The 20,101-nt window shown below is 67.0% G+C and carries 15 protein-coding genes and 2 tRNA genes; 6 read left to right on the top strand and 11 right to left on the bottom strand.

Annotation, left to right across the window (positions count from 1 at the left end):
* Window positions 1-199: 199 nt before the first annotated feature.
* Entirely contained in the window at window positions 200-1,594 is a 1,395-nt protein-coding gene (locus ABIE51_RS07845; RefSeq protein ID WP_232338543.1) for a TIGR03013 family XrtA/PEP-CTERM system glycosyltransferase, read from the bottom strand.
* A gap of 135 nt (window positions 1,595-1,729) precedes the next feature.
* Window positions 1,730-2,503 carry a 4'-phosphopantetheinyl transferase family protein gene (locus tag ABIE51_RS07840; RefSeq protein ID WP_192630303.1) on the bottom strand — a complete coding sequence of 258 codons (774 nt, stop codon included), beginning with the start codon at window positions 2,501-2,503 and terminating at the stop codon, window positions 1,730-1,732.
* Window positions 2,504-2,824: 321 nt separating this feature from the next.
* On the opposite strand from ABIE51_RS07840, the gene tviB reads away from it, so the two are divergent.
* Both tviB and ABIE51_RS07830 read left to right on the top strand, forming a co-directional pair.
* On the top strand, window positions 2,825-4,129 hold the full coding sequence (tviB, locus tag ABIE51_RS07835; protein ID WP_354504836.1) for a Vi polysaccharide biosynthesis UDP-N-acetylglucosamine C-6 dehydrogenase TviB: 1,305 nt from the start codon (window positions 2,825-2,827) through the stop codon (window positions 4,127-4,129).
* Window positions 4,130-4,131: 2 nt separating this feature from the next.
* The gene (locus ABIE51_RS07830) at window positions 4,132-5,178 is read left to right on the top strand and encodes an NAD-dependent epimerase (RefSeq protein ID WP_192630302.1); all 1,047 of its coding nucleotides are present in this window, start codon (window positions 4,132-4,134) and stop codon (window positions 5,176-5,178) included.
* Window positions 5,179-5,267: 89 nt separating this feature from the next.
* Here the strand turns inward: ABIE51_RS07830 and ABIE51_RS07825 are convergent.
* The 8 genes from ABIE51_RS07825 to ABIE51_RS07790 all read right to left on the bottom strand — a co-directional run bounded on the left by ABIE51_RS07825 (window position 5,268) and on the right by ABIE51_RS07790 (window position 12,054).
* Window positions 5,268-5,344, bottom strand: a tRNA-Arg gene (locus ABIE51_RS07825).
* Between the two features lie 202 nt (window positions 5,345-5,546).
* A tRNA-Ser gene (locus tag ABIE51_RS07820) sits at window positions 5,547-5,639 on the bottom strand.
* 67 nt (window positions 5,640-5,706) lie between these two features.
* Window positions 5,707-5,913, bottom strand: coding sequence for a carbon storage regulator CsrA (csrA, locus tag ABIE51_RS07815; RefSeq protein ID WP_115840753.1), 207 nt, complete (start codon window positions 5,911-5,913; stop codon window positions 5,707-5,709).
* Between the two features lie 136 nt (window positions 5,914-6,049).
* Complete coding sequence (gene alaS / locus ABIE51_RS07810) at window positions 6,050-8,683, bottom strand: alanine--tRNA ligase (protein WP_192630301.1); 2,634 nt, start codon at window positions 8,681-8,683, stop codon at window positions 6,050-6,052.
* Window positions 8,684-9,007: 324 nt separating this feature from the next.
* On the bottom strand, window positions 9,008-9,514 hold the full coding sequence (gene recX, locus ABIE51_RS07805; protein ID WP_192630300.1) for a recombination regulator RecX: 507 nt from the start codon (window positions 9,512-9,514) through the stop codon (window positions 9,008-9,010).
* A gap of 37 nt (window positions 9,515-9,551) precedes the next feature.
* The gene (gene recA / locus ABIE51_RS07800; RefSeq protein ID WP_192630299.1) at window positions 9,552-10,586 is read right to left on the bottom strand and encodes a recombinase RecA; all 1,035 of its coding nucleotides are present in this window, start codon (window positions 10,584-10,586) and stop codon (window positions 9,552-9,554) included.
* Between the two features lie 242 nt (window positions 10,587-10,828).
* A complete protein-coding gene (lexA, locus tag ABIE51_RS07795) occupies window positions 10,829-11,485 on the bottom strand; it encodes a transcriptional repressor LexA (protein WP_192630298.1) in 657 nt (218 codons plus the stop codon).
* 68 nt (window positions 11,486-11,553) lie between these two features.
* Window positions 11,554-12,054, bottom strand: a complete 501-nt coding sequence (locus ABIE51_RS07790; protein WP_115840758.1) for a CinA family protein — start codon at window positions 12,052-12,054, stop codon at window positions 11,554-11,556.
* Window positions 12,055-12,198: 144 nt separating this feature from the next.
* On the opposite strand from ABIE51_RS07790, the gene mutS reads away from it, so the two are divergent.
* From mutS to ABIE51_RS07775, 3 genes are all read left to right on the top strand, one after another.
* Window positions 12,199-14,775 carry a DNA mismatch repair protein MutS gene (mutS, locus tag ABIE51_RS07785; RefSeq protein WP_354503777.1) on the top strand — a complete coding sequence of 859 codons (2,577 nt, stop codon included), beginning with the start codon at window positions 12,199-12,201 and terminating at the stop codon, window positions 14,773-14,775.
* A 349-nt stretch (window positions 14,776-15,124) separates the two neighbouring features.
* On the top strand, window positions 15,125-17,299 hold the full coding sequence (katG, locus tag ABIE51_RS07780; RefSeq protein WP_157029774.1) for a catalase/peroxidase HPI: 2,175 nt from the start codon (window positions 15,125-15,127) through the stop codon (window positions 17,297-17,299).
* 114 nt (window positions 17,300-17,413) lie between these two features.
* Entirely contained in the window at window positions 17,414-18,037 is a 624-nt protein-coding gene (locus tag ABIE51_RS07775; RefSeq protein ID WP_354504834.1) for a DUF937 domain-containing protein, read from the top strand.
* Between the two features lie 27 nt (window positions 18,038-18,064).
* Here the strand turns inward: ABIE51_RS07775 and ABIE51_RS07770 are convergent, their stop codons facing one another.
* Window positions 18,065-18,475 (bottom strand): RNA-binding S4 domain-containing protein, encoded by a 411-nt coding sequence (locus ABIE51_RS07770; protein ID WP_192630296.1) that lies wholly within the window; start codon window positions 18,473-18,475, stop codon window positions 18,065-18,067.
* Between the two features lie 156 nt (window positions 18,476-18,631).
* On the opposite strand from ABIE51_RS07770, the gene ABIE51_RS07765 reads away from it, so the two are divergent.
* Window positions 18,632-20,098: an MATE family efflux transporter gene (locus tag ABIE51_RS07765; RefSeq protein WP_192630295.1), complete on the top strand. Its 1,467-nt coding sequence runs from the start codon at window positions 18,632-18,634 to the stop codon at window positions 20,096-20,098.
* The last annotated feature ends 3 nt before the right edge of the window (window positions 20,099-20,101 follow it).

Genomic DNA, 20,101 nt, shown 5'->3' with positions numbered 1-20,101 from the left:
TTTTGACTTTGCCCCCTCTCCCGCTTGCGGGAGAGGGTTGGGGTGAGGGCAAATCCGCCAATGAACCAGAAGGCGCTACAGGCCGCCTGCCCTCACCCCTTGCCCTCTCCCGCACGCGGGAGAGGGGGAGTGATCGCCGGGCGGGTCCGACTCCGGCCTGGCCTCGGCACCGACGCGCTGGATCCTCGTCCGCGTCTGGTTACCTGGACCCGCGCTGGAACAACACCACTTCGACCGTCTGCAACAGGATGATCAGGTCGAACACCAGGCCGTGGTTCTTGACGTAGAACAGGTCGAATTTCAGCTTCTCTTCCGCGTCACGCACGGACGCGCCGTACGGGTACCTCAATTGCGCCCAGCCCGTCAGGCCCGGCTTCACGCAATGACGCACGGCGTAATAGCGGATCTCGCGGCTGAGCATGTCGACGAACTGCGGACGTTCCGGGCGCGGGCCGACGATGCTCATCTCGCCGCGCAGGATGTTGAACAGTTGCGGCAATTCATCCAGTCGCGTCAGGCGGATGAACTTGCCCACGCGCGTGGTGCGGTCGTCGCCGCGTTGCGCCCACCGCGCCACGCCGTCGCCTTCGGCATCCACGCGCATGCTGCGGAACTTGATCAGCTCGAACGGCCGCCCGCCTTCGCCGATGCGCGTCTGCTGGTAGAGGATCGGACCGCTGGATTCCAGGCGGATCAGCGCCGCCACCAGCACCATGAAGGGCCACGCGATCAGCAGCAGCGCCGACGCCGCGAGCACGTCGAACAGCCGCTTGTTCATGCAGCGCGACGTCGAATGATCGAAACCGCCGGAGAACACCAGCCACGACGGATCGCACAGGTTCGTGGTGACCAGGCCTGCTTCGCGTTCGAAGAACGTGGACAGGTCGGTCATCGCCACGCCGCGCTGCACGCAGGTCAGCATCTCCTCCATCGGCAAGCCGCCGCGACGTTCGTCCGGCGCGACCACGACTTCGCTGATCTGCAAGCGATGCACGATGTCGGCCAAGCCATCGGGCGCGGCAACGCGCATCGAATCGGGCACGCAGGCTTCCTGTCCTTCGATCGGCACGAAGCCGATCAGCGAGAACGCGCGCCGATCGCTGCCGCGGCGCATGCGCGTGTTGATCAGGTCCGCGTTGTGTCCCGCGCCAAGCACCAGCACGCGGCGCTTGAACAGGTCGCCGCGGAACACGTGCATCACGCAGAACCGCAGCGCCGCCATGCCGATCAGGCCAAGGACCATCGCAATCACGATGACGCCGCGACCGATGTAGGCGTTCGGGATCAGGTAATACAGCACCATCAGCCCGATGCCGCCGATGGCGAAGGACACCAGCAGCCGCAGCGCGAACTCGAAGCGATTGAGCCGCACGTGCACCTGGTACAGGCCCAGCGCCGCCATCGCGGTGGTGACGAACGCCGCCACCAGCAACGCGCGCACGGTGAGGTTCTCGGAGAAGATCTCGTGGCCTTCGGGGTCGTTCATGAAGCGCAGCCACGCCGCGCCCATCACCGCCGCCATCACCAGGAGCACTTCGAGCAGCCACAGAAGCAGCAACGCCCGGTTCTTCAGACTCGCCTTTCCGAACATCATGGGACCGCACTCCTACGCGGTGCGCGCGCCATCGCGCACGCACGTCCGACAGACAGCCGTTGGAAGGTTCCGGAGAAGTGCCGGCCGGGGCCGGGCGTCGCGCGTCATGGTCATGACGTCCCCTGTGCGACGCAGTCACGACAAGGACAACGACCTTCCGCCGGCACTCCGGCCAGCGGGTGGATCGTGGGGATGCAATTGCAGGCATTCGACCGCGGCCTCGCGCGGCGCCGCTACGGCCGCGGTCCATCGCTCGCCTACATCGAGCATGGCCAGGCGCACGCTGCACGCCGCAGGAAGTTCCCGCGCGCTCCCGGCCAGGATGAATTCCCCGCCGGCGGCGGCGTGGAAACTGCACATTTCGCGCGCCAGCCCAATGCCCTCGGCCTTGAGCAGCGCCTCCTTGCGAACCCACAGCGCAAGCAGCGCACGACTGCGCGCCGGCTCGGGCAGGTTCGCCAGCGATTGGAGTTCCGACGGATGGCACACGCTAGTCGCGATGCCGGGCAATTCGGACGCGCGGAACGCGGCTTCGATGTCGATGCCGACCGGTCCGAGCGCGCACAGCGCGAACGCGGCGACACCGTCGGCATGACTCAGGCTGGTGTGCACGGCCCGGCCGTGCAGCGTGATGCCGGGCAGATACGGCGCGCCTTCGGCATCGCGGGCGATCGTGATCGATTCCGGCGCGACGCCCAGCGACGCGGCCACGAACAGCCGGTGCAGCGCATAGGTGAGCGCGAGCGCTTCGCGGTCGTCGGCGAAACGCCGCTGGCCTGCGCGGTCGCGTTCGGACGCGTCCAGCAGCGACCACGTCTCGTCGCGCCAGGGATGCCACGGGCGCAACGCGATGACGGCGGTCGCACAGGCGCCGGGCGCCATCGGCCCGCACGCGAACGCGTCGCGCAACGAGCACGCCGATGTTGCCTGTCGCCATGCGACCGCCACCTCGCCCCCTGTCCGGTCCTGCCGGTGCCTGCTCCGAATCGACGATCCGGATTCAACGAACACGAACGCAGCCATCGCTGGAAGGCGGACACGGCCGCGTCCGCGTCCTGTCGCGGCCCGCGAGTGCGTTAGGTGCATCAAGGCGACCGCAGGCCAAGCCGGCGGCCGTCACGTCAACGAACGAGTGAACGAATGGACACGACCGAGATCGGGGAACGGCTGGTCCAGCGGGCCATCCTGGAATCGCACCGGGCAGACGGGGCCGCCCGCGCCGACATCGCCATGCACGACGAACCCGGCGTGGCCGCCTTGCCCACGCTGGACACGGTGCGCCTGGGCGTCGTCGGACTGGGGTACGTCGGATTGCCGCTGGCCGTGGCCTTTGGCCGCCGCTTCGACACGGTCGGTTTCGACATCAACGCGCAGAGGGTGGTCGAACTGCGCGAAGGGCGCGACAGCACGCTGGAAGTCGATGCGGACGAACTGGCGCAGGCGAAGCGGCTGCGCTGCAGCAGCGACCTGGGCATGTTGCAGCGGTGCAACGTCTACATCGTCACCGTGCCCACGCCCATCGACGCCGCCAAGCGCCCGGACCTCGGCCCGCTGGTGCGCGCAAGCGAGGCGCTGGGCCAGGTACTCAAGCGCGGCGACGTCGTGGTGTACGAATCCACCGTGTATCCGGGCTGCACCGAGGAGGTCTGCGTGCCGATCCTGGAGCGCGCGTCCGGCCTGGTGTTCAACCGCGACTTCTTTGCCGGCTACAGCCCGGAGCGCATCAACCCAGGCGACAAGGAACATCGACTCACGCGCATCCTGAAGATCACGTCGGGCTCGACGCCGCGCGCGGCGGATTTCGTCGATGCGCTGTACGGTTCGATCATCGAGGCCGGCACGCACAAGGCCAGTTCGATCAAGGTCGCCGAGGCGGCCAAAGTCATCGAGAACACGCAGCGCGATCTCAACATCGCGCTGGTCAACGACCTGGCGATCCTGTTCAACAAGCTCGGCATCGACACGCTGGAAGTGCTGCAGGCGGCGGGCACGAAGTGGAATTTCCTCCCCTTCCGGCCGGGGCTGGTCGGCGGCCACTGCATCGGCGTGGACCCGTATTACCTGACCCACAAGGCGCAGGAGATCGGCCACCACCCGGATGTGATCCTCGCCGGCCGCCGCACCAACGACGGCATGGGCGCGTACATCGCCAGCGAAGTCGTGCGGCTGATGGTGCGCCGTGGCATCAATCCCGTGCAGGCGCGCATCCTCGTGCTCGGCCTCGCGTTCAAGGAGAACTGCCCGGACCTGCGCAACACGCGCGTGGTCGACATCGTCCACGCGCTGCGCGGCTACAACGCACAGGTCGACGTGCACGATCCCTGGGTGAACGCGCACGATGCATCGCACGAGTACGGACTGGCGATGAACGGCGCGCCGGAACACGGGTCATACGACGCGGTGATCGTCGCGGTCGCGCACCGCGAGTTCGCGCAACTCGGCGCCGACGGCGTGCGGGCGTACGGCAAGCCGACGTCGATCGTCTACGACGTGAAATACGTGCTGCCCCGCGACGCGGTGGACGGACGCCTGTGACGATGAAAGTCCTCGTCACCGGAACCGCGGGGTTCATCGGATCGCACGTCGCGCAGGCGCTGCTCGCGCGCGGCGATGAGGTGATCGGCTTCGACAACCTCAACGATTACTACGACGTCACGCTCAAGCGCGCGCGACTGGCGCGCTTCGCGGAACATCCCGCGTACACGCATGTGCACGGCGACTTGGCCGATCGGGATGCCGTTGAAGCGCTGTTCCGCGAACATCGCCCGCAGCGCGTGGTGAACCTCGCTGCACAGGCCGGCGTGCGCTACGCGGCGGAGAATCCGCACGTGTACGTGGCGAGCAACGTGACCGGCTTCCTGCATGTGCTTGAAGGTGCGCGCCGTCATGGCGTCGAGCATCTGGTGTATGCATCGACCAGTTCGGTCTATGGCGCGAACACCGCGATGCCGTTCTCCGAACACCAGTCGACCGAACACCCGCTCACGCTCTACGCCGCCACCAAGAAGGCGAACGAGGCGATGGCGCATAGCTATGCGCACCTCTACGGCGTGCCGTGCACGGGCCTGCGGTTCTTCACCGTCTACGGCCCGTGGGGTCGGCCGGACATGGCGCTGTTCCTGTTTACGCGCGCGATCCTCGCGGGCGAGCCCATTCCGGTGTTCAACCACGGACGCCACAAGCGCAGCTTCACCTACATCGACGACATCGTCGCCGGCGTGGTGCGCGCGCTCGATCGCGTGCCAGGCGTAGATGACGCGTGGAATGGCACGACACCCGATCCGTCGAGCAGCGGTGTCGCGCCGTACCGGCTCTACAACATCGGCAGCGCGCAGAGCGTCGAACTGCTGCGCTACATCGAGGTGCTGGAGCAGTGCATGGGACGCAAGGCGACGCTACGCATGTTGCCGCTGCAGGCCGGCGACGTGCCGGCGACCGAAGCGGACTGCACGGATCTCGCACGCGACATGGGCTACGCGCCGAGCGTGACGGTCGAGGATGGCGTGGCGCGGTTCGTCGCGTGGTATCGCGAGTACTACGGTGTGTGCGACACGCGCGACGCGCCGGCGGCCGTCGCGGTGTGAGTCAACGATTGCAATGCGTCGCGCACCAACGCGCGCTCGAAACGAAGACAAAAAGGCCGATGCTTTCGCATCGGCCTTTTTGTCTTGTATGGCGCGCCCGGAGAGATTCGAACTCCCGACCACCAAGTTCGTAGCCTGGTGCTCTATCCAGCTGAGCTACGGGCGCTGAGTTGAAAAATTATGAAGGATCGTTGCCGATTCGTCAAACATTTTTCGAACATTTCTGTCGAAGCCGTTGGAGGCGCTTCAACAGTGCACGTACCGCGCGGATACGTGCGACCGCTTGGATCGCATGCACGTCGCTGATCGCGTCGTGCAAGGCCAGCATGCGTTGCATCCTGGCGGCCGATCCGGCCGGTCGATGGAACTGGCGGAGACTGAGGGATTCGAACCCTCGATGGAGCTTTTGACCCCATACTCCCTTAGCAGGGGAGCCCCTTCGGCCTCTCGGGCAAGTCTCCGCGGAAACATCAAGAACGGTGCGGGCGCAAAGGATAGCGGCTCGCTCCGCCGACGGCAAACGATTTCTCAGCCGGCGTTGTGCTTGCCCGAATCGTTGTCCGCAGGCTCCTCGCCACGCTGGATACGCTGGTAGATCTCTTCGCGATGGACTGCAACATCTTTCGGCGCGGTAATACCAATACGCACCTGGTTTCCCTTGACGCCGAGCACGGTGACGGTCACCGAGTCGCCGATCATCAAGGTCTCACCGACGCGACGCGTCAGGATCAGCATCTAACATCTCCTATGGCCGCCTTTCCAGGCCGGCATGTGGGAGCTCCGGGAGCTCCCCGTTTTCGAAACACAAACGTGAACCATCTTAGCGGCGGGCCAAACGCCCTCGCAACCGCAAGTGGCCAGCGTTCACCATTCAGCCAAGCTTGCTCTCGACCCAGGCCGGAACCTCGGCGAGGACCTGGACCAGGGCCGGGCCGTCGTCGCCACCGCCCTGCGCCATGTCCGGGCGACCACCGCCCTTGCCATTGATCCGACTGGCGACGTGTGCGAGGAGTTCCCCCGCCTTCACCTTGCCGGCCGCGCTTCCATTCACACCGGCCACGAGCGCGGCCTTGCCCTCGCTCGCACCGGCCAGGACGATCACCGCATCGCCCATCTGCTGCTTGAGGCGATCGACCGCGTCGCGCAACGCCTTGGCGTCGAAACCCTCCAGCCGCGTGGCGACGACCTTGACGCCAGCGACCTGCGCGGCCGATGACGCCAGGTCCGCCGTCGCGCCCGAGGCGGCCTTGGCCTTCAGCGACTCGAGTTCACGCTCGAGCTTCTTCTGGCGATCGAGCAGGCTGCGCAGCTTGTCGGAGACGTCGGCCGCGTTGCCGCCCAGCAGGCGCGCGGCTTCGTCGAGTCGGTGCTCTTCCTCGGCCACGAAGTCCAGCGCGCCCTGCCCCGTCAGCGCCTCGATACGGCGCACACCGGCGGACACGCCACCTTCGGACACGATCTTGAACAGGCCGATGTCGCCAGTACGCGAAACGTGCGTGCCGCCGCAGAGTTCGGTCGAGGTGTCGCCCATGCGCAACACACGCACGTTGTCGCCGTACTTCTCGCCGAACAGCGCCATCGCGCCGAAATCCAGCGCCTCCTGCATGCCCATGTGGTGCACTTCAGCGGCGTGGTTGCGGCGGATTTCCGCGTTGACGCGACGCTCGATCTCGGCCAGCTCGCCCGCGCTCACCGGCGCGAAGTGCGAGAAGTCGAAACGCAGGCGATCGGGCGCGACCAGCGAACCCTTCTGCACGACGTGATCGCCAAGCACCGAACGCAGTGCCGAATGCAGCAGGTGCGTGGCCGAATGGTTCAGGACGGTGGCCGCGCGGCGCACCGTGTCGACCGTGGCACGAACGCGATCGCCACGCTTCAGCGAGCCGCTGGCGAGCGTGCCGACGTGACCGTGGAACTGGCCCGCGAACTTCACCGTGTCGCGCACCGCGAAGCGCGCGTCGCCGGCTTCCAGGTCGCCGGTGTCGCCGACCTGACCGCCGCTTTCAGCGTAGAACGGCGTGCGATCGAGGATCACAGCCGCTTCCTCGCCGGCTTCGATGCGATCGACGGCACGGCCGTTCTTCAGCAGCGCGACGATCTCCAGGCCTTCGTCCGACAGCTGTTCGTAACCGAGGAACTGCGTCGGTGCCAGCTGGGCTGCGAGCTCGGCCGGCATCGTCGCGGTGTTACCGAACTTGCCTGCGGCGCGCGCGGTTTCGCGCTGCTGCTCCATGGCGGCTTCGAAGCCGGCCATGTCCACCGACAGGCCGCGCTCGCGCGCGATGTCGGCGGTCAGGTCGACCGGGAAACCGTAGGTGTCGTACAGGCGGAACGCGTCGACGCCGGGGATCGTGGTGTTCGAGCGCGCGGCGACCTCGTCGAAGATGCGCATGCCGGCGTCGAGCGTTTCGGCGAAGCGCTCTTCCTCGGCCAGCAGCGCGCGTTCGACGAACTCACGCTTGGCGGTGAGTTCGGGATACGCGTCGCCCATCACTTCGACCAGCGGCGCGACCATGCGGTGGAAGAACGGGCCCTTCTGACCGAGCATCCAGCCGTGGCGCAACGCGCGACGGATGATGCGGCGCAGGACGTAGCCCCGGCCTTCGTTGCTCGGCAGCACGCCATCGACGATAAGGAACGCGCAGGCGCGGATGTGATCGGCGATCACGCGCAGCGACTTGTTGTCGAGGTCCGTCGTGGAGGTGAACTCCGCGGCCTTGGCAATCAGGTGGCGGAACAGGTCGATCTCGTAGTTTCCGTGCACGCCCTGCAGCACGGCAGCGAGGCGCTCCAGGCCCATGCCGGTGTCCACGCACGGCGCCGGCAGCGGTTCGAGCGTGCCATCGGGCTGGCGATCGAACTGCATGAACACCAGGTTCCAGATCTCGATGAAACGATCGCCGTCCTCGTCGGGCGAACCCGGCGGGCCGCCGGCGATGTGCGCGCCATGGTCATAGAAAATTTCGGTGCACGGACCGCAGGGGCCGGTGTCGGCCATCTGCCAGAAGTTGTCCGAGGCGAACGGCGCGCCCTTGTTGTCGCCGATGCGGACGATGCGCTCGGCCGGAACGCCGATCTTCTTGTTCCAGATGGCGTAGGCCTCATCGTCCGTGTGATACACGGTGACGGTGAGGCGTTCGGCCGGCAGGCCCCAGACCTTGGTCAGCAGTTCCCAGGCCCAGGTGATGGCGTCTTCCTTGAAGTAGTCGCCGAACGACCAGTTGCCCAGCATCTCGAAGAACGTGTGGTGGCGCGCGGTGTAGCCGACCTGGTCCAGGTCGTTGTGCTTGCCGCCGGCGCGCAGGCAGCGCTGCACGTCGGCCGCGCGCACGTAGCCGGGCTTCTCGCTGCCGAGAAACACGTTCTTGAACTGGACCATGCCCGAGTTGGTGAAGAGCAACGTCGGGTCGTTCGCCGGCACCAGCGGTGCGGACGGAACGATGGTGTGGGCCTTTCCACGGAAGAATTCGAGGAAATCGCTGCGGATTTCGGTAGTGGTTTTCATGCCTGGCGCGCGAAGTTCGGGGACAGGGCCGGACCACCCGGACCGTCCCGTGTCCTCATCTAGTGGGGACGTCGACAGGAGCAGGCAACCCGAACCCGAAAGCCGGCTAGCGTAGCAGGACGGCCCGCGCCGCGCTTGGCAGTGGTGACACGCGCTGGTGGAAGATCCGGAGGCTGAATGCAGTGGATCGGGCGTTGGGGCGCGGCCGGTTGCCTGCGCCCTCTAGAGCCGACAACGGTCGCCCCCGAGGGAAGTCGCGACACACGTCTCGGGTGATCCTTCCGTTGAAACTCCGGGGCAACGACCTGCGCCCTTCCCGCTGGATCAGTCGTCCAGATCCAGCCGGGTCGCGGCACGCACGCTGTCGCCGTCGAAGCCGCGACGGATCAGGAAATCGGCCGCCTTCCGGCGAACCGGCAGCTCGTCCAGGGCCTTTCCGAACCGGCGACGGACCAGATCGCGGGCGTTTTCCTTCCAGTCACCGTCGAAGGTCCCCATGGCCACGGCGATAGCCTCGCCATCCAGGCCGTGGGTGGAGAGCTCGGCACGAATCCGCAGGGGCCCGTAGCCACTCGCCGCGCGGCTGCGCACGAGGCTTTCGGCGAAACGGCTGTCGTCCTGCCAGCCCTCGCCCGCCAGCCGGTCGACCGCGGCCTCGACCTCCCCGGCGTCCAGGCCGCGCGAGGTCAGCTTCCGGTTCAGCTCCTTGCGCGAATGCTCGCGCCGCGCGAGCAGCCCCAGCGCCCGTTGCACCGGGGTCTGCTCACGGATCCGGCGGCGGCGACCGGGACCGTCGGCCCCGGTGCTGCCATCGTTCGGATCGTCATGCATGGCGCGAACCTGCCTTCATGCCATTCCGCCGGGACGATCAGTCGTCCTGAGCGTCGTCTTCCTCGCTGCGGTTGGCTTCGGCCGGCACGAACTTTTCGCGCAGGGCCGTTTCCAGGCGCTCGGCGACATGCGGATTTTCCTTCAGGTACTGGCGGGCGTTTTCCTTGCCCTGTCCGATGCGCTCGTCGTACGCGCTGTACCAGGCGCCAGACTTCTCGACCAGCTTGGCCTCCACACCCATGTCGATCAGCTCGCCTTCGCGCGAGATGCCTTCGCCATAGAGGATTTCGGTGACGACCTGCTTGAACGGCGGGGCCAGTTTGTTCTTCACGACCTTGATGCGGGTCTGGTTGCCAATGATCTCGTCGCCCTTCTTGATCGAACCGATGCGACGGATGTCCAGGCGCACCGAGGCGTAGAACTTCAGCGCGTTGCCGCCGGTGGTGGTTTCCGGGCTCTGGCCCGGCATCATCACGCCGATCTTCATGCGCAGCTGGTTGATGAAGATCACCAGGCAGTTGGAGCGCTTGATGTTGCCGGTGAGCTTGCGCAGCGCCTGGCTCATCAGTCGCGCCTGCAGGCCCGGCAGCTGGTCGCCCATCTCGCCTTCGATTTCGGCCTTCGGCGTCAGTGCGGCGACGGAGTCGACCACGACCATGTCGACCGCCGCCGAACGCACGAGCATGTCGGCGATTTCCAGCGCCTGCTCGCCCGTGTCCGGCTGGCTGACCAGCAGGTCGTCGACGTTGACGCCGAGCTTGGCGGCGTAGATCGGGTCGAGCGCGTGCTCGGCGTCGATGAAGGCGCAGGTGCCGCCGGCCTTCTGGCACTGGGCGATGGCCTGCAGCGTGAGGGTGGTCTTGCCCGAGGATTCCGGGCCGTAGATCTCGACGACGCGGCCCTTCGGCAGGCCGCCGATGCCCAGCGCGATGTCGAGCATCAGCGAGCCGGTACCGATGACTTCCGTCGCTTCGATCGTGCGATCGCCCATGCGCATCACCGAGCCCTTGCCGAACTGCTTTTCGATCTGGCCCAGTGCGGCTGAGAGCGCGCGCTTCTTGTTGTCGTCCATCGTGGTGTTTCCTTCAGTGTCAGTGGCGGAAGTCGTTGCTCGGGATGCAATCTAGCGGCCGCGTATCGCACGGGCTGAGACGCGCCCGCGGCCATGTCCAGATTGCGTGGGCGATCGCCGGCCGGCCATGAGGGGTGTCCGGGACAGGGTGTGGGAAAACCCCGCACCCTGCCCCGGAACGCCACTGACGTCGGTCCGGAATTCGCCCGGAAATTCATCGGTCATCGCTGACCCGTTCGGCTTCACCGATTCGGCCTTACCAGGCCGCAGTACAGGCCTTCGATCGCGAAGTCCTGGCCCGGCTCGACTTCGATGGGTGCGTAGTCGGGATTGCGCGGCAGCAGGCGGATGCGGTCCTTGCCGATCTTCAACAGCTTCACGGTGATCTCGTCGTCGATGCGCGCGACCACGATCTGGCCCGAGCGCGCGTCGTTCGTGCGATGCACGCCGATCAGGTCGCCGCTGAAGATGCCTTCGTCGCGCATCGAGTCGCCCTTCACCTTGAGCAGGTAATCGGGCGTGGGCGAGAAGAAGACGCGGTCGAGCAGGACGAAATCGTCAGAGCCGATGTCGGCGCCGATCGGCCGGCCTGCGGCGACCTGCCCCAGCACGGGAAGACGCAGCGCGTCGTTCGCGGCTTCGCCAGCGTCGACGTGCCGGACCGTCAGCGAGTCGGACACCGGCTCGACCGCGGCGCACAGCCGGATCGCGCGGGCGCGTCCCGGCATGCGCTGGATGGCACCGGCCTGTTCCAGCGCTTCCAGGTGGTACTGCGCCGCGCGGACGCTGCTGAAGCCCATGGCGCGGGCGATCTCGGTCTGCGACGGCGGAACGCCCTCGGCCTCGATGCGCTCGGCGATGAGGGCGAGGATGGCGCGCTGGGTGTCGGTGAGGTCCATTAGTAGCAATACTACTAACGGAAATGGCGAAGTCAACAGCCGCGCCGACCCGGCCCGCCGGCCGCGGGTCAGGCCATCAATTCGGCCAGGCCGTGCAGCGCCGCGGCGACGGTCTGGCGACGCACCGCGTCGCGGTCGCCGTCGAAATGGAAGGTCACCGCCGTCGGGTAGCCGCCACGGCGCTTCCAGGCGATCCAGACTGTGCCGACCGGCTTGTCCTCGGTGCCGCCGCCCGGGCCGGCGATGCCCGTGACTGCCACGGCCAGCGTCGCGCCCGAATGCACGAGCGCGCCCGACACCATTTCGATCACCGTCTCGCGGCTCACGGCGCCGTGCGTTTCCAGCGTCTGCGGGCGCACGCCCAGCAGCGCCTGCTTGGCCTCGTAGCTGTAGGCCGCCATGCCGCATTCGAACCAGCCGGACGAACCGGGAATGTCGGTCAGCATCTTGGCGATCCAACCGCCCGTGCAGCTTTCGGCGGTGACCAGGGTCTGGCGATGGGCGCGGGCGGCTTCGGCGACCTGTTCGGCCAAGCGCAGCAGGGAGGCATCGGTGACGTCGTTTTTCATGGCGTCGATGATAGCCGCTCCGACTTGCCGCTCCCTTGACCGCATCGCCACGGATGCAGCGGCCACCAACGACGCCCGCGGCTGCTAGCCTAGTGCCCCCTCGCCGGGCCGCCGGCGCCGTCCAACTCAGCAGATTTCCGATCCATGAGCCAAGCCGAGCGGCCGCAGGAACACACGCCCCTGATGAAGCAGTTCTTCGCCGCGAAGGCGGAGCACCCGGACGTGCTGCTGTTCTTCCGCATGGGCGATTTCTACGAGCTGTTCTTCGACGACGCGCGCAAGGCCGCGCGGCTGCTGGACATCACGCTCACCCAGCGCGGCCAGTCGGCAGGCCAGCCGATCCCGATGGCCGGCGTGCCGCACCATTCGGCCGAGGGCTATCTCGCACGGCTGGTGGCGCTGGGCGAATCGGTGGCGATCTGCGAACAGATCGGCGATCCCGCGCTTGCCAAGGGCATCGTCGAACGCAAGGTGGTGCGCATCGTCACGCCGGGCACGGTGACCGACGAAGCGCTGCTCAACGAACGTCGCGACACGCTGCTGCTCGCCGTCGCGCGCGGCAAGAACGGTTATGGCATCGCGTGGGCGGACCTGGCCGGCGGCCGCTTCCTCGTCAACGAAGTGGCGAATGAAGACGCGCTGGAAGCCGAAATCGCCCGCCTGGAACCGGCTGAAACGCTCATCGCGGACGAAGACGGCTGGCAGCCGTGGATCGCCGAACGCACCGGCGTGCGTCGCCGCGCGCCGTGGCTGTTCGATGCCGACAGCGGACGTCGCCAGTTGCTGCGCTTCTTCAACCTGCACGACCTGTCGGGCTTCGGGCTCGAAGACAAGCCGCTGTCCACCGCCGCCGCGGCCGCGCTGCTGGGTTATGTCGAGGAAACGCAGAAGCAGCGGTTGCCGCACCTGACGTCGATCGCGGTGGAATCCGGCGACGGCGCCATCGCGATGAACGCCGCCACGCGTCGTCATCTTGAGCTCGACACGCGTGTCGACGGCGACACGCGCCACACGCTGCTCGGGATCCTGGATTCGACGATCACGCCGATGGGTGGCCGCCTGCTTCGCCGATGGCTGCATCGTCCGCTGCGCGACCGCAGCGTGCTGCGCCATCGCCAGCAGGCCGTCGCGACGCTGATCGAATCGCGCTGTGGCGATACGTTGCGCGAAAGCTTCCGCGCGCTCGGCGACCTGGAACGCATTCTCTCGCGCATCGCACTGCGCAGCGCGCGCCCACGTGATCTGTCGACGCTGCGCGATGGCCTCAACATGCTGCCCGACGTCCGCACGCTGCTCGCGCCGCTGGATTCGCCGTGCCTGGCCGAGCTCGCCGCGGAACTGGGCGAACACGACGACCACGCGCACCTGCTGAAATCGGCGATCGTGCCGCAGCCGCCGGTGCTGGCGCGCGACGGCGGCATCTTCGCCGAAGGCTATGACGCGGAACTCGACGAGCTTCGTACGCTGTCGACCAACGCCGACCAGTTCCTCATCGACCTGGAAGCGCGCGAGAAGGCCGCCACGGGCATCGCGACGCTGAAGGTCGGCTACAACCGTGTCCACGGTTACTACATCGAGATCAGCAAGGGCCAGTCCGACAAGGCGCCGACGCATTACACGCGGCGCCAGACGCTGACCGGCGCCGAGCGCTACATCACCGAGGAACTGAAGCAGTTCGAGGACAAGGTGCTCTCCGCGCGCGAACGTTCGCTCGCGCGCGAACGCCTGCTGTACGAACAGCTGCTCGATGCGCTGAACGAGCGCCTGCAGCCGCTCAAGCGCTGCGCCGCGGCATTGGCCGAACTGGACGTGCTCGCCTGCTTCGCCGAACGCGCGCAGTCGCTGGACTGGTCGCAGCCGCAACTGGTCGATGAGCCGGGCATCTGCATCGAACGCGGGCGCCATCCGGTCGTCGAGGCCGTGCGCAACGATCCCTTCGAACCCAACGACCTGGTGCTCGACGAAAGCCGCCGGATGCTGGTGATCACCGGCCCGAACATGGGCGGTAAGTCCACCTACATGAGGCAGAACGCGCTGATCGTGCTGCTCGCGCACATCGGCAGTTTCGTGCCGGCCGCGCGCGCGGTGATCGGCCCGATCGACCGCATCCTCACGCGCATCGGCGCGGGCGATGACCTCGCGCGCGGTCAATCCACCTTCATGGTCGAAATGAGCGAGACCAGCTACATCCTGCATCACGCGACCAGCCAGTCGCTGGTGCTGATGGACGAGATCGGCCGCGGAACGTCGACGTACGACGGCCTTGCGCTGGCCGATGCGTGCGCGCGTCATCTCGCGCACCACAATCGCGCCTACACGCTGTTCGCCACGCACTACTTCGAACTCACGCGCCTGGCCGAACCGGGCAGTGGCATCGCGAACGTGCACCTGGATGCCGTCGAACACGGCGACCAACTCGTCTTCATGCACGCGGTGAAGGACGGCCCGGCCGATCGCAGCTTCGGCCTGCAGGTCGCCGCGTTGGCCGGTTTGCCGAAGGCGGTCGTGCAGCAGGCGCGCGGTCGCCTTGCGGAACTGGAACAGCAGAGCCGCGATGCGCCCACGCCGTCGCTCGCACCGGTGGCGTTGGATGCACCGCAGCAATTCGGCCTGTTCGCGCCCTCCTCCGCCGCGCTGGACGCACTGGCTTCGATCGATCCGGACGACCTCACGCCGAAGCAGGCGCTGGAAGCGCTGTACCGCCTCAAGGCGCTGGGCTGATCGCGAGCGCACAACGCCCGCCGTCCGTCGGCGCACTGCTCTCTACCCACGCGGCGCCGGAAGGCGCCGTGTAACTTTGTGCCCTGCTCGAACGCGACGTCGACGTCCGCCCGCCGCGCGTCATTACGTTTTTGTTTTTCCGCACTCGTCGCAATAGCCGGCGCGTATCGGATCGTTCGATTCATTCGATTTCATCTGCTCACGCAACCTCACTAAGGTGTCGCCGAGGGGTTGCACGTCACGCACCCGCGTTGCAATGCGGGAAGGCTTCGGCACGCGCTCGCCCCAGCCATCGTTGAACCTTCGCCGTTTGACGCACGACCCCAGGCCCGAACCCAGGAGAGAGCAGATGTCCCTCGAAACCAAGTGTCCTTTCAAACACACCGTCGGCGGCGGCCGCACCAATCGGGACTGGTGGCCGAACCAGCTCCGCGTCGACCTGCTCCACTACCACTCTTCCAAGTCCGACCCGATGGGCAAGGACTTCAACTACGCCGAAGAATTCAAGAAGCTCGACTACGAGGGCCTGAAGAAGGATCTCGCCGACCTGATGACCGACTCGCAGCCGTGGTGGCCGGCGGACTTCGGCCACTACGGCCCGCTCTTCATCCGCATGGCCTGGCACAGCGCGGGCACCTATCGCATCTTCGACGGCCGTGGCGGCGGCGGTCGCGGCCAGCAGCGCTTCGCACCGTTGAACAGCTGGCCGGACAACGTGAGCCTGGACAAGGCGCGTCGCCTGCTGTGGCCGATCAAGCAGAAGTACGGCCAGCAGATCTCGTGGGCCGACCTGATGATCCTTACCGGCAACGTCGCGCTGGAAACGATGGGCTTCAAGACCTTCGGTTTCGCCGGCGGTCGCGAGGACGTGTGGGAACCCGACCTGGACGTGTTCTGGGGCGAGGAGGAAGAGTGGCTCGGCGATCGCCGCTACTCGGGCGAACGCCAGCTCGACAACCCGCTGGGCGCGGTGCAGATGGGCCTGATCTACGTCAATCCCGAAGGTCCCAACGGCAATCCCGATCCGAAGGCCGCCGCGCACGACATCCGCGAGACCTTCGCGCGCATGGCGATGAACGACGAGGAGACCGTCGCGCTCATCGCAGGTGGACACACCTTCGGCAAGACGCACGGCGCGGGTGATCCCAAGAGCGTCGGCGTCGATCCGGAAGGCGATGACATCGTCGCGCAGGGCCTGGGCTGGCACAGCACGCACGGCACCGGCATCGCGGGCGATGCGATCACCAGCGGCCTGGAAGTGACCTGGACCAGTTCGCCGACGCGCTGGAGCAGCAATTTCCTGTGGAATCTGTTCGGCTACGAGTGGGAGCTCACCAAGAGCCCCGGCGGCGCGCACCAGTGGCAGCCCAAGGGAGGCGCGGGCGCGAACACCGTTCCGGACGCGCACGATCCGAACAAGCGCCGCGCTCCAGCGATGCTGACCACGGACATCGCGCTGCGCGAGGATCCGGCGTACGAGAAGATCTCGCGACGTTTCCTGGAACGTCCGGACGAATTCGCCGACGCCTTCGCACGCGCGTGGTTCAAGCTCACGCATCGCGACATGGGGCCGCGTTCGCGCTACCTCGGTCCGGAAGTGCCGGCCGAGGAACTGATCTGGCAGGACCCGGTGCCGGCCGCCGAGCATCCACTGATCGACGAAGCGGACGCGCAGGCGCTGAAGCAGAAGATCCTCGCCTCGGGTCTCACCGTGCCGGAGCTGGTGTCCACCGCGTGGGCGTCGGCGTCCACGTTCCGCGGCTCCGACAAGCGCGGCGGCGCGAACGGCGCGCGAATCCGCCTGGCGCCGCAGAAGGACTGGGAGGTCAACCAGCCCGAGCGCCTGGCCAAGGTGCTGAACGTGCTCGAAGGCATCCAGTCCGAGTTCAACAGCGGCGGCAAGAAGGTGTCGCTGGCCGACCTCATCGTGCTGGCCGGCAACGCCGGCGTTGAAAAGGGCGCGAAGGCTGCCGGTCATGACGTCACCGTGCCGTTCGCGCCGGGCCGCACGGATGCGACGCAGGAACAGACCGACGTGGCCTCCTTCGCCGTGCTCGAACCGCACGCCGATGGCTTCCGCAATTACCTCAAGTACAAGACCGGCGTGCTGGCCGAATCGCAGCTCATCGACAAGGCGCAGCTGCTCACGCTGACCGGACCGGAAATGACGGTGCTCGTGGGTGGCCTGCGCGCGCTCGACACCAACTTCGGCCAGACGCCGCACGGCGTGTTCACCGATCGCCCCGGCACGCTGTCCAACGACTTCTTCGTGAACCTGTTGAGCATGGACACGGAGTGGAAGTCGACGACGGACAACGAGGCCGTGTTCCAGGGCTTCGATCGCAAGACCGGCGAGAAGAAGTGGACCGGCACCCGCGTTGATCTCATCTTCGGCTCGCACTCGCAGCTGCGCGCCTACGGTGAGGTGTATGCGACGAAGGGCTGTGGCCGCAAGTTCGTCGACGATTTCGTCGCCGCGTGGACGAAGGTGATGAACCTCGACCGCTACGATCTGGCAGCCTGACGTCCATCGCGATGGAGAGCAAAGCCCGGCGGAATTCCGCCGGGCTTTTTTCGTTTCACGCCATCACGACGATTGAACGTCGCGGCGCTAGCATCAACGCCCCCACATCGAGTCATCGCCATGAACACGCCGCTGACCAACGACCTGCTCGGCCAACTGCAGGGACAACCGCTGGCCTACATCAGCAACCAGCTCGGACTGTCGCCTTCGCAGACGGAGAACGCCGTGTCGGCGGCCTTGCCGCTGCTGCTGGGCGCACTTGGCCGCAACGCGAGCCAACCGCAGGGTGCCGAAGCGCTGTTCGGCGCGTTGCAGCGCGATCACGCCGGGCTCGATATCGGCAGCGTCCTGGGCTCGGTACTCGGCGGTGGTGGCCAGGGCGGTTCGATCCTCGGTCACGTGCTCGGCGGTCGCCAGCAGAACGCCGCGCAGGGACTGGGCGCCGCGACGGGCCTCGGCCAGGGCCAGGCGAGTTCGCTGCTGCAGATGCTCGCACCGCTGGTGATGGCGTACCTCGCCAGGCGCATGTTCGCCGGCAACGCGGGCGGCTCCGGTCTGGCTGCATCGCCGCAACAACTGGGCGACGTGCTCGGCCAGGAGCGCCAGTCCATCGCGCAGCAGGGCGGCGTCGGCGGTTCGCTGATGGGCGCCGTGCTCGATCGCGATGGCGATGGCGATACGGACTTTTCCGATCTGATCGGACTGGCCGGATCGTTCCTCGGCGGCGGACGGCGCTGAACGTCGCGCCAAGAAACGCCTAGCGACTTACATCGCGTCGATGTCACCCAACGCGCGGATGAGCCGGCGCGCACGCTTGTCCGGCTTCGTCTCCGGCGCACGGTAGCCCGTGCGCTCGGCGACGCGCAGCGCGTGCGCCGCTTCGCGCGCCTGGCGCGAGGCCTCGGTTTCCGCATACAGCGTCTGCGCGACACTCGCCGGCCCGCGCGTGTCGCTCAGGCCGCGCACGTCGACTTCGAAGATTTCCTCGCCGCGCACGATGCGCAGCGCATCGTTCACGCGCACGGCGCGCGACGGCTTGGCGCGCTGGCCGCCGATCTCGATCTTGCCGGTGTCGATCGCGTGCTTGGCCAGCGATCGCGTCTTGAAGAAGCGTGCCGCCCACAACCACAGGTCCAGGCGCACGGAAGGCGCGGAAGAATCGGGTACGTCGTTCACTGCTCGGTCCGGTGAATGCCCGGCAAAGGTGTCCCGGGCTGTAAGCAATTATCGCAGGGTCGGTGTCATCGCCGCGCGTGTCGTCGGACATGGCGCGCCGTTCTCATCGACGGTGCTACCGTGCCGCCTCTTCACGTCGCGGAAGCCCACCCTCGCATGGCGCCCACCTCGCACAACCTCACCGAAGGCCCCATCGGCCGCAACCTGTTCGCCTTCGCCCTGCCGATCCTCGCCGGCAACATCGCCCAGTCGCTGAACGGCTCGGTGAACGCGGTCTGGGTCGGCCGCTTCCTCGGCGAGGAAGCTCTGACGGCGACGGCGAACGCCAACAACATCATGTTCTTCCTGATCGGTTCGGTGTTCGGCATCGGCATGGCGGCGACGATCCTGATCGCGCAGGCGATGGGCGCGCGCGACCTGACGCAAGCGCGGCGCGTGATGGGCACCAGCGCGACGTTCTTCATCGGCCTGTCGATCGTCATCGCGGCGGGCGGCCAATGGTTCTCGCGGCACCTGCTCGCGGCGATGGGAACGCCCGAAGCCTCGCTGCATTTGGCCGAGGATTACCTGCGCGTGATCTTCCTCGCGATGCCGGCGCTGTACGCGTTCGCGTTCCTGTCGGCCGCCTTGCGCGGCGCGGGTGATGCGCGCACACCGTTCCGCTTCCTGCTGGTCGCGGTGCTGCTCGACATCGTGCTCAATCCGGTGCTGATCTTCGGCATGGGGCCGTTCCCGAAGCTCGGCATCGCCGGCTCGGCATGGGCAACGCTCGTCGCGCAGACCACCACGCTCATCGCCCTGCTCTTCTACCTGCGCCACAAGCGCCACGTGCTGTGGCTCGGTCGCCAGGACGCGCGCTACTTCATCATCGACCGTACGATCCTGCGATCGCTCATCGTCAAGGGCGTGCCGATGGGCCTGCAGATGGTGCTGATCTCGCTGGCGATGATCGCGATGATGACGATGGTCAACCAGCACGGCACGCAGACCACCGCCGCGTATGGCGCCGCGTTGCAGCTTTGGACCTACGTGCAGATGCCGGCGATGGCGGTGGGCGCGGCGTGCTCGTCGATGGCGGCGCAGAACGTCGGTGCGCATCGATGGGATCGCGTGTCGGCGACCGCACGCGCGGGCGTGCTGATGAACTTCCTGATGACCGGCGCCCTCATCGTGCCGCTGATCGTGTTCGATCGCTGGACGCTGTCGCTGTTCCTGCCCGATGGCAGCGACGCGCTCGAGGTCGCGCGCCATCTCAACCATATCGCGGTGTGGTCGTTCCTCTTCTTCGGCGTGACGTTCGTGGTGTCGGGCGTGGTGCGTTCGACCGGCGCGGTGGTGCCGCCGCTGATCATCCTGGTGATCGCGCTGTGGGGCATCCGCGTGCCGTTCGCCGATTTCATGCAGCCGCGCATCGGCGTGGATGCGATCTGGTGGAGTTTCCCGATCAGCGCCCTGTGCTCGATGGTGATGGCGCTCGCGTACTACCGCTTCGGCGGATGGCGCAAGGCGCGGATGCTGGTGCCGGATCGCCACGAAGTCGCGGTGCCGGCGGAAGTGCCGGCAACTCCGCCCTCGCCCGTCGCCGATCCGAGCGCGGAACCGGACGACGCGCTGGCGCGTTGATTC

Source organism: Lysobacter sp. OAE881 (assembly GCF_040546665.1).
Classification (GTDB): Bacteria; Pseudomonadota; Gammaproteobacteria; order Xanthomonadales; family Xanthomonadaceae; genus Lysobacter_J; species Lysobacter_J soli.
This window is presented reverse-complemented; position numbering and strand designations above follow the sequence as displayed.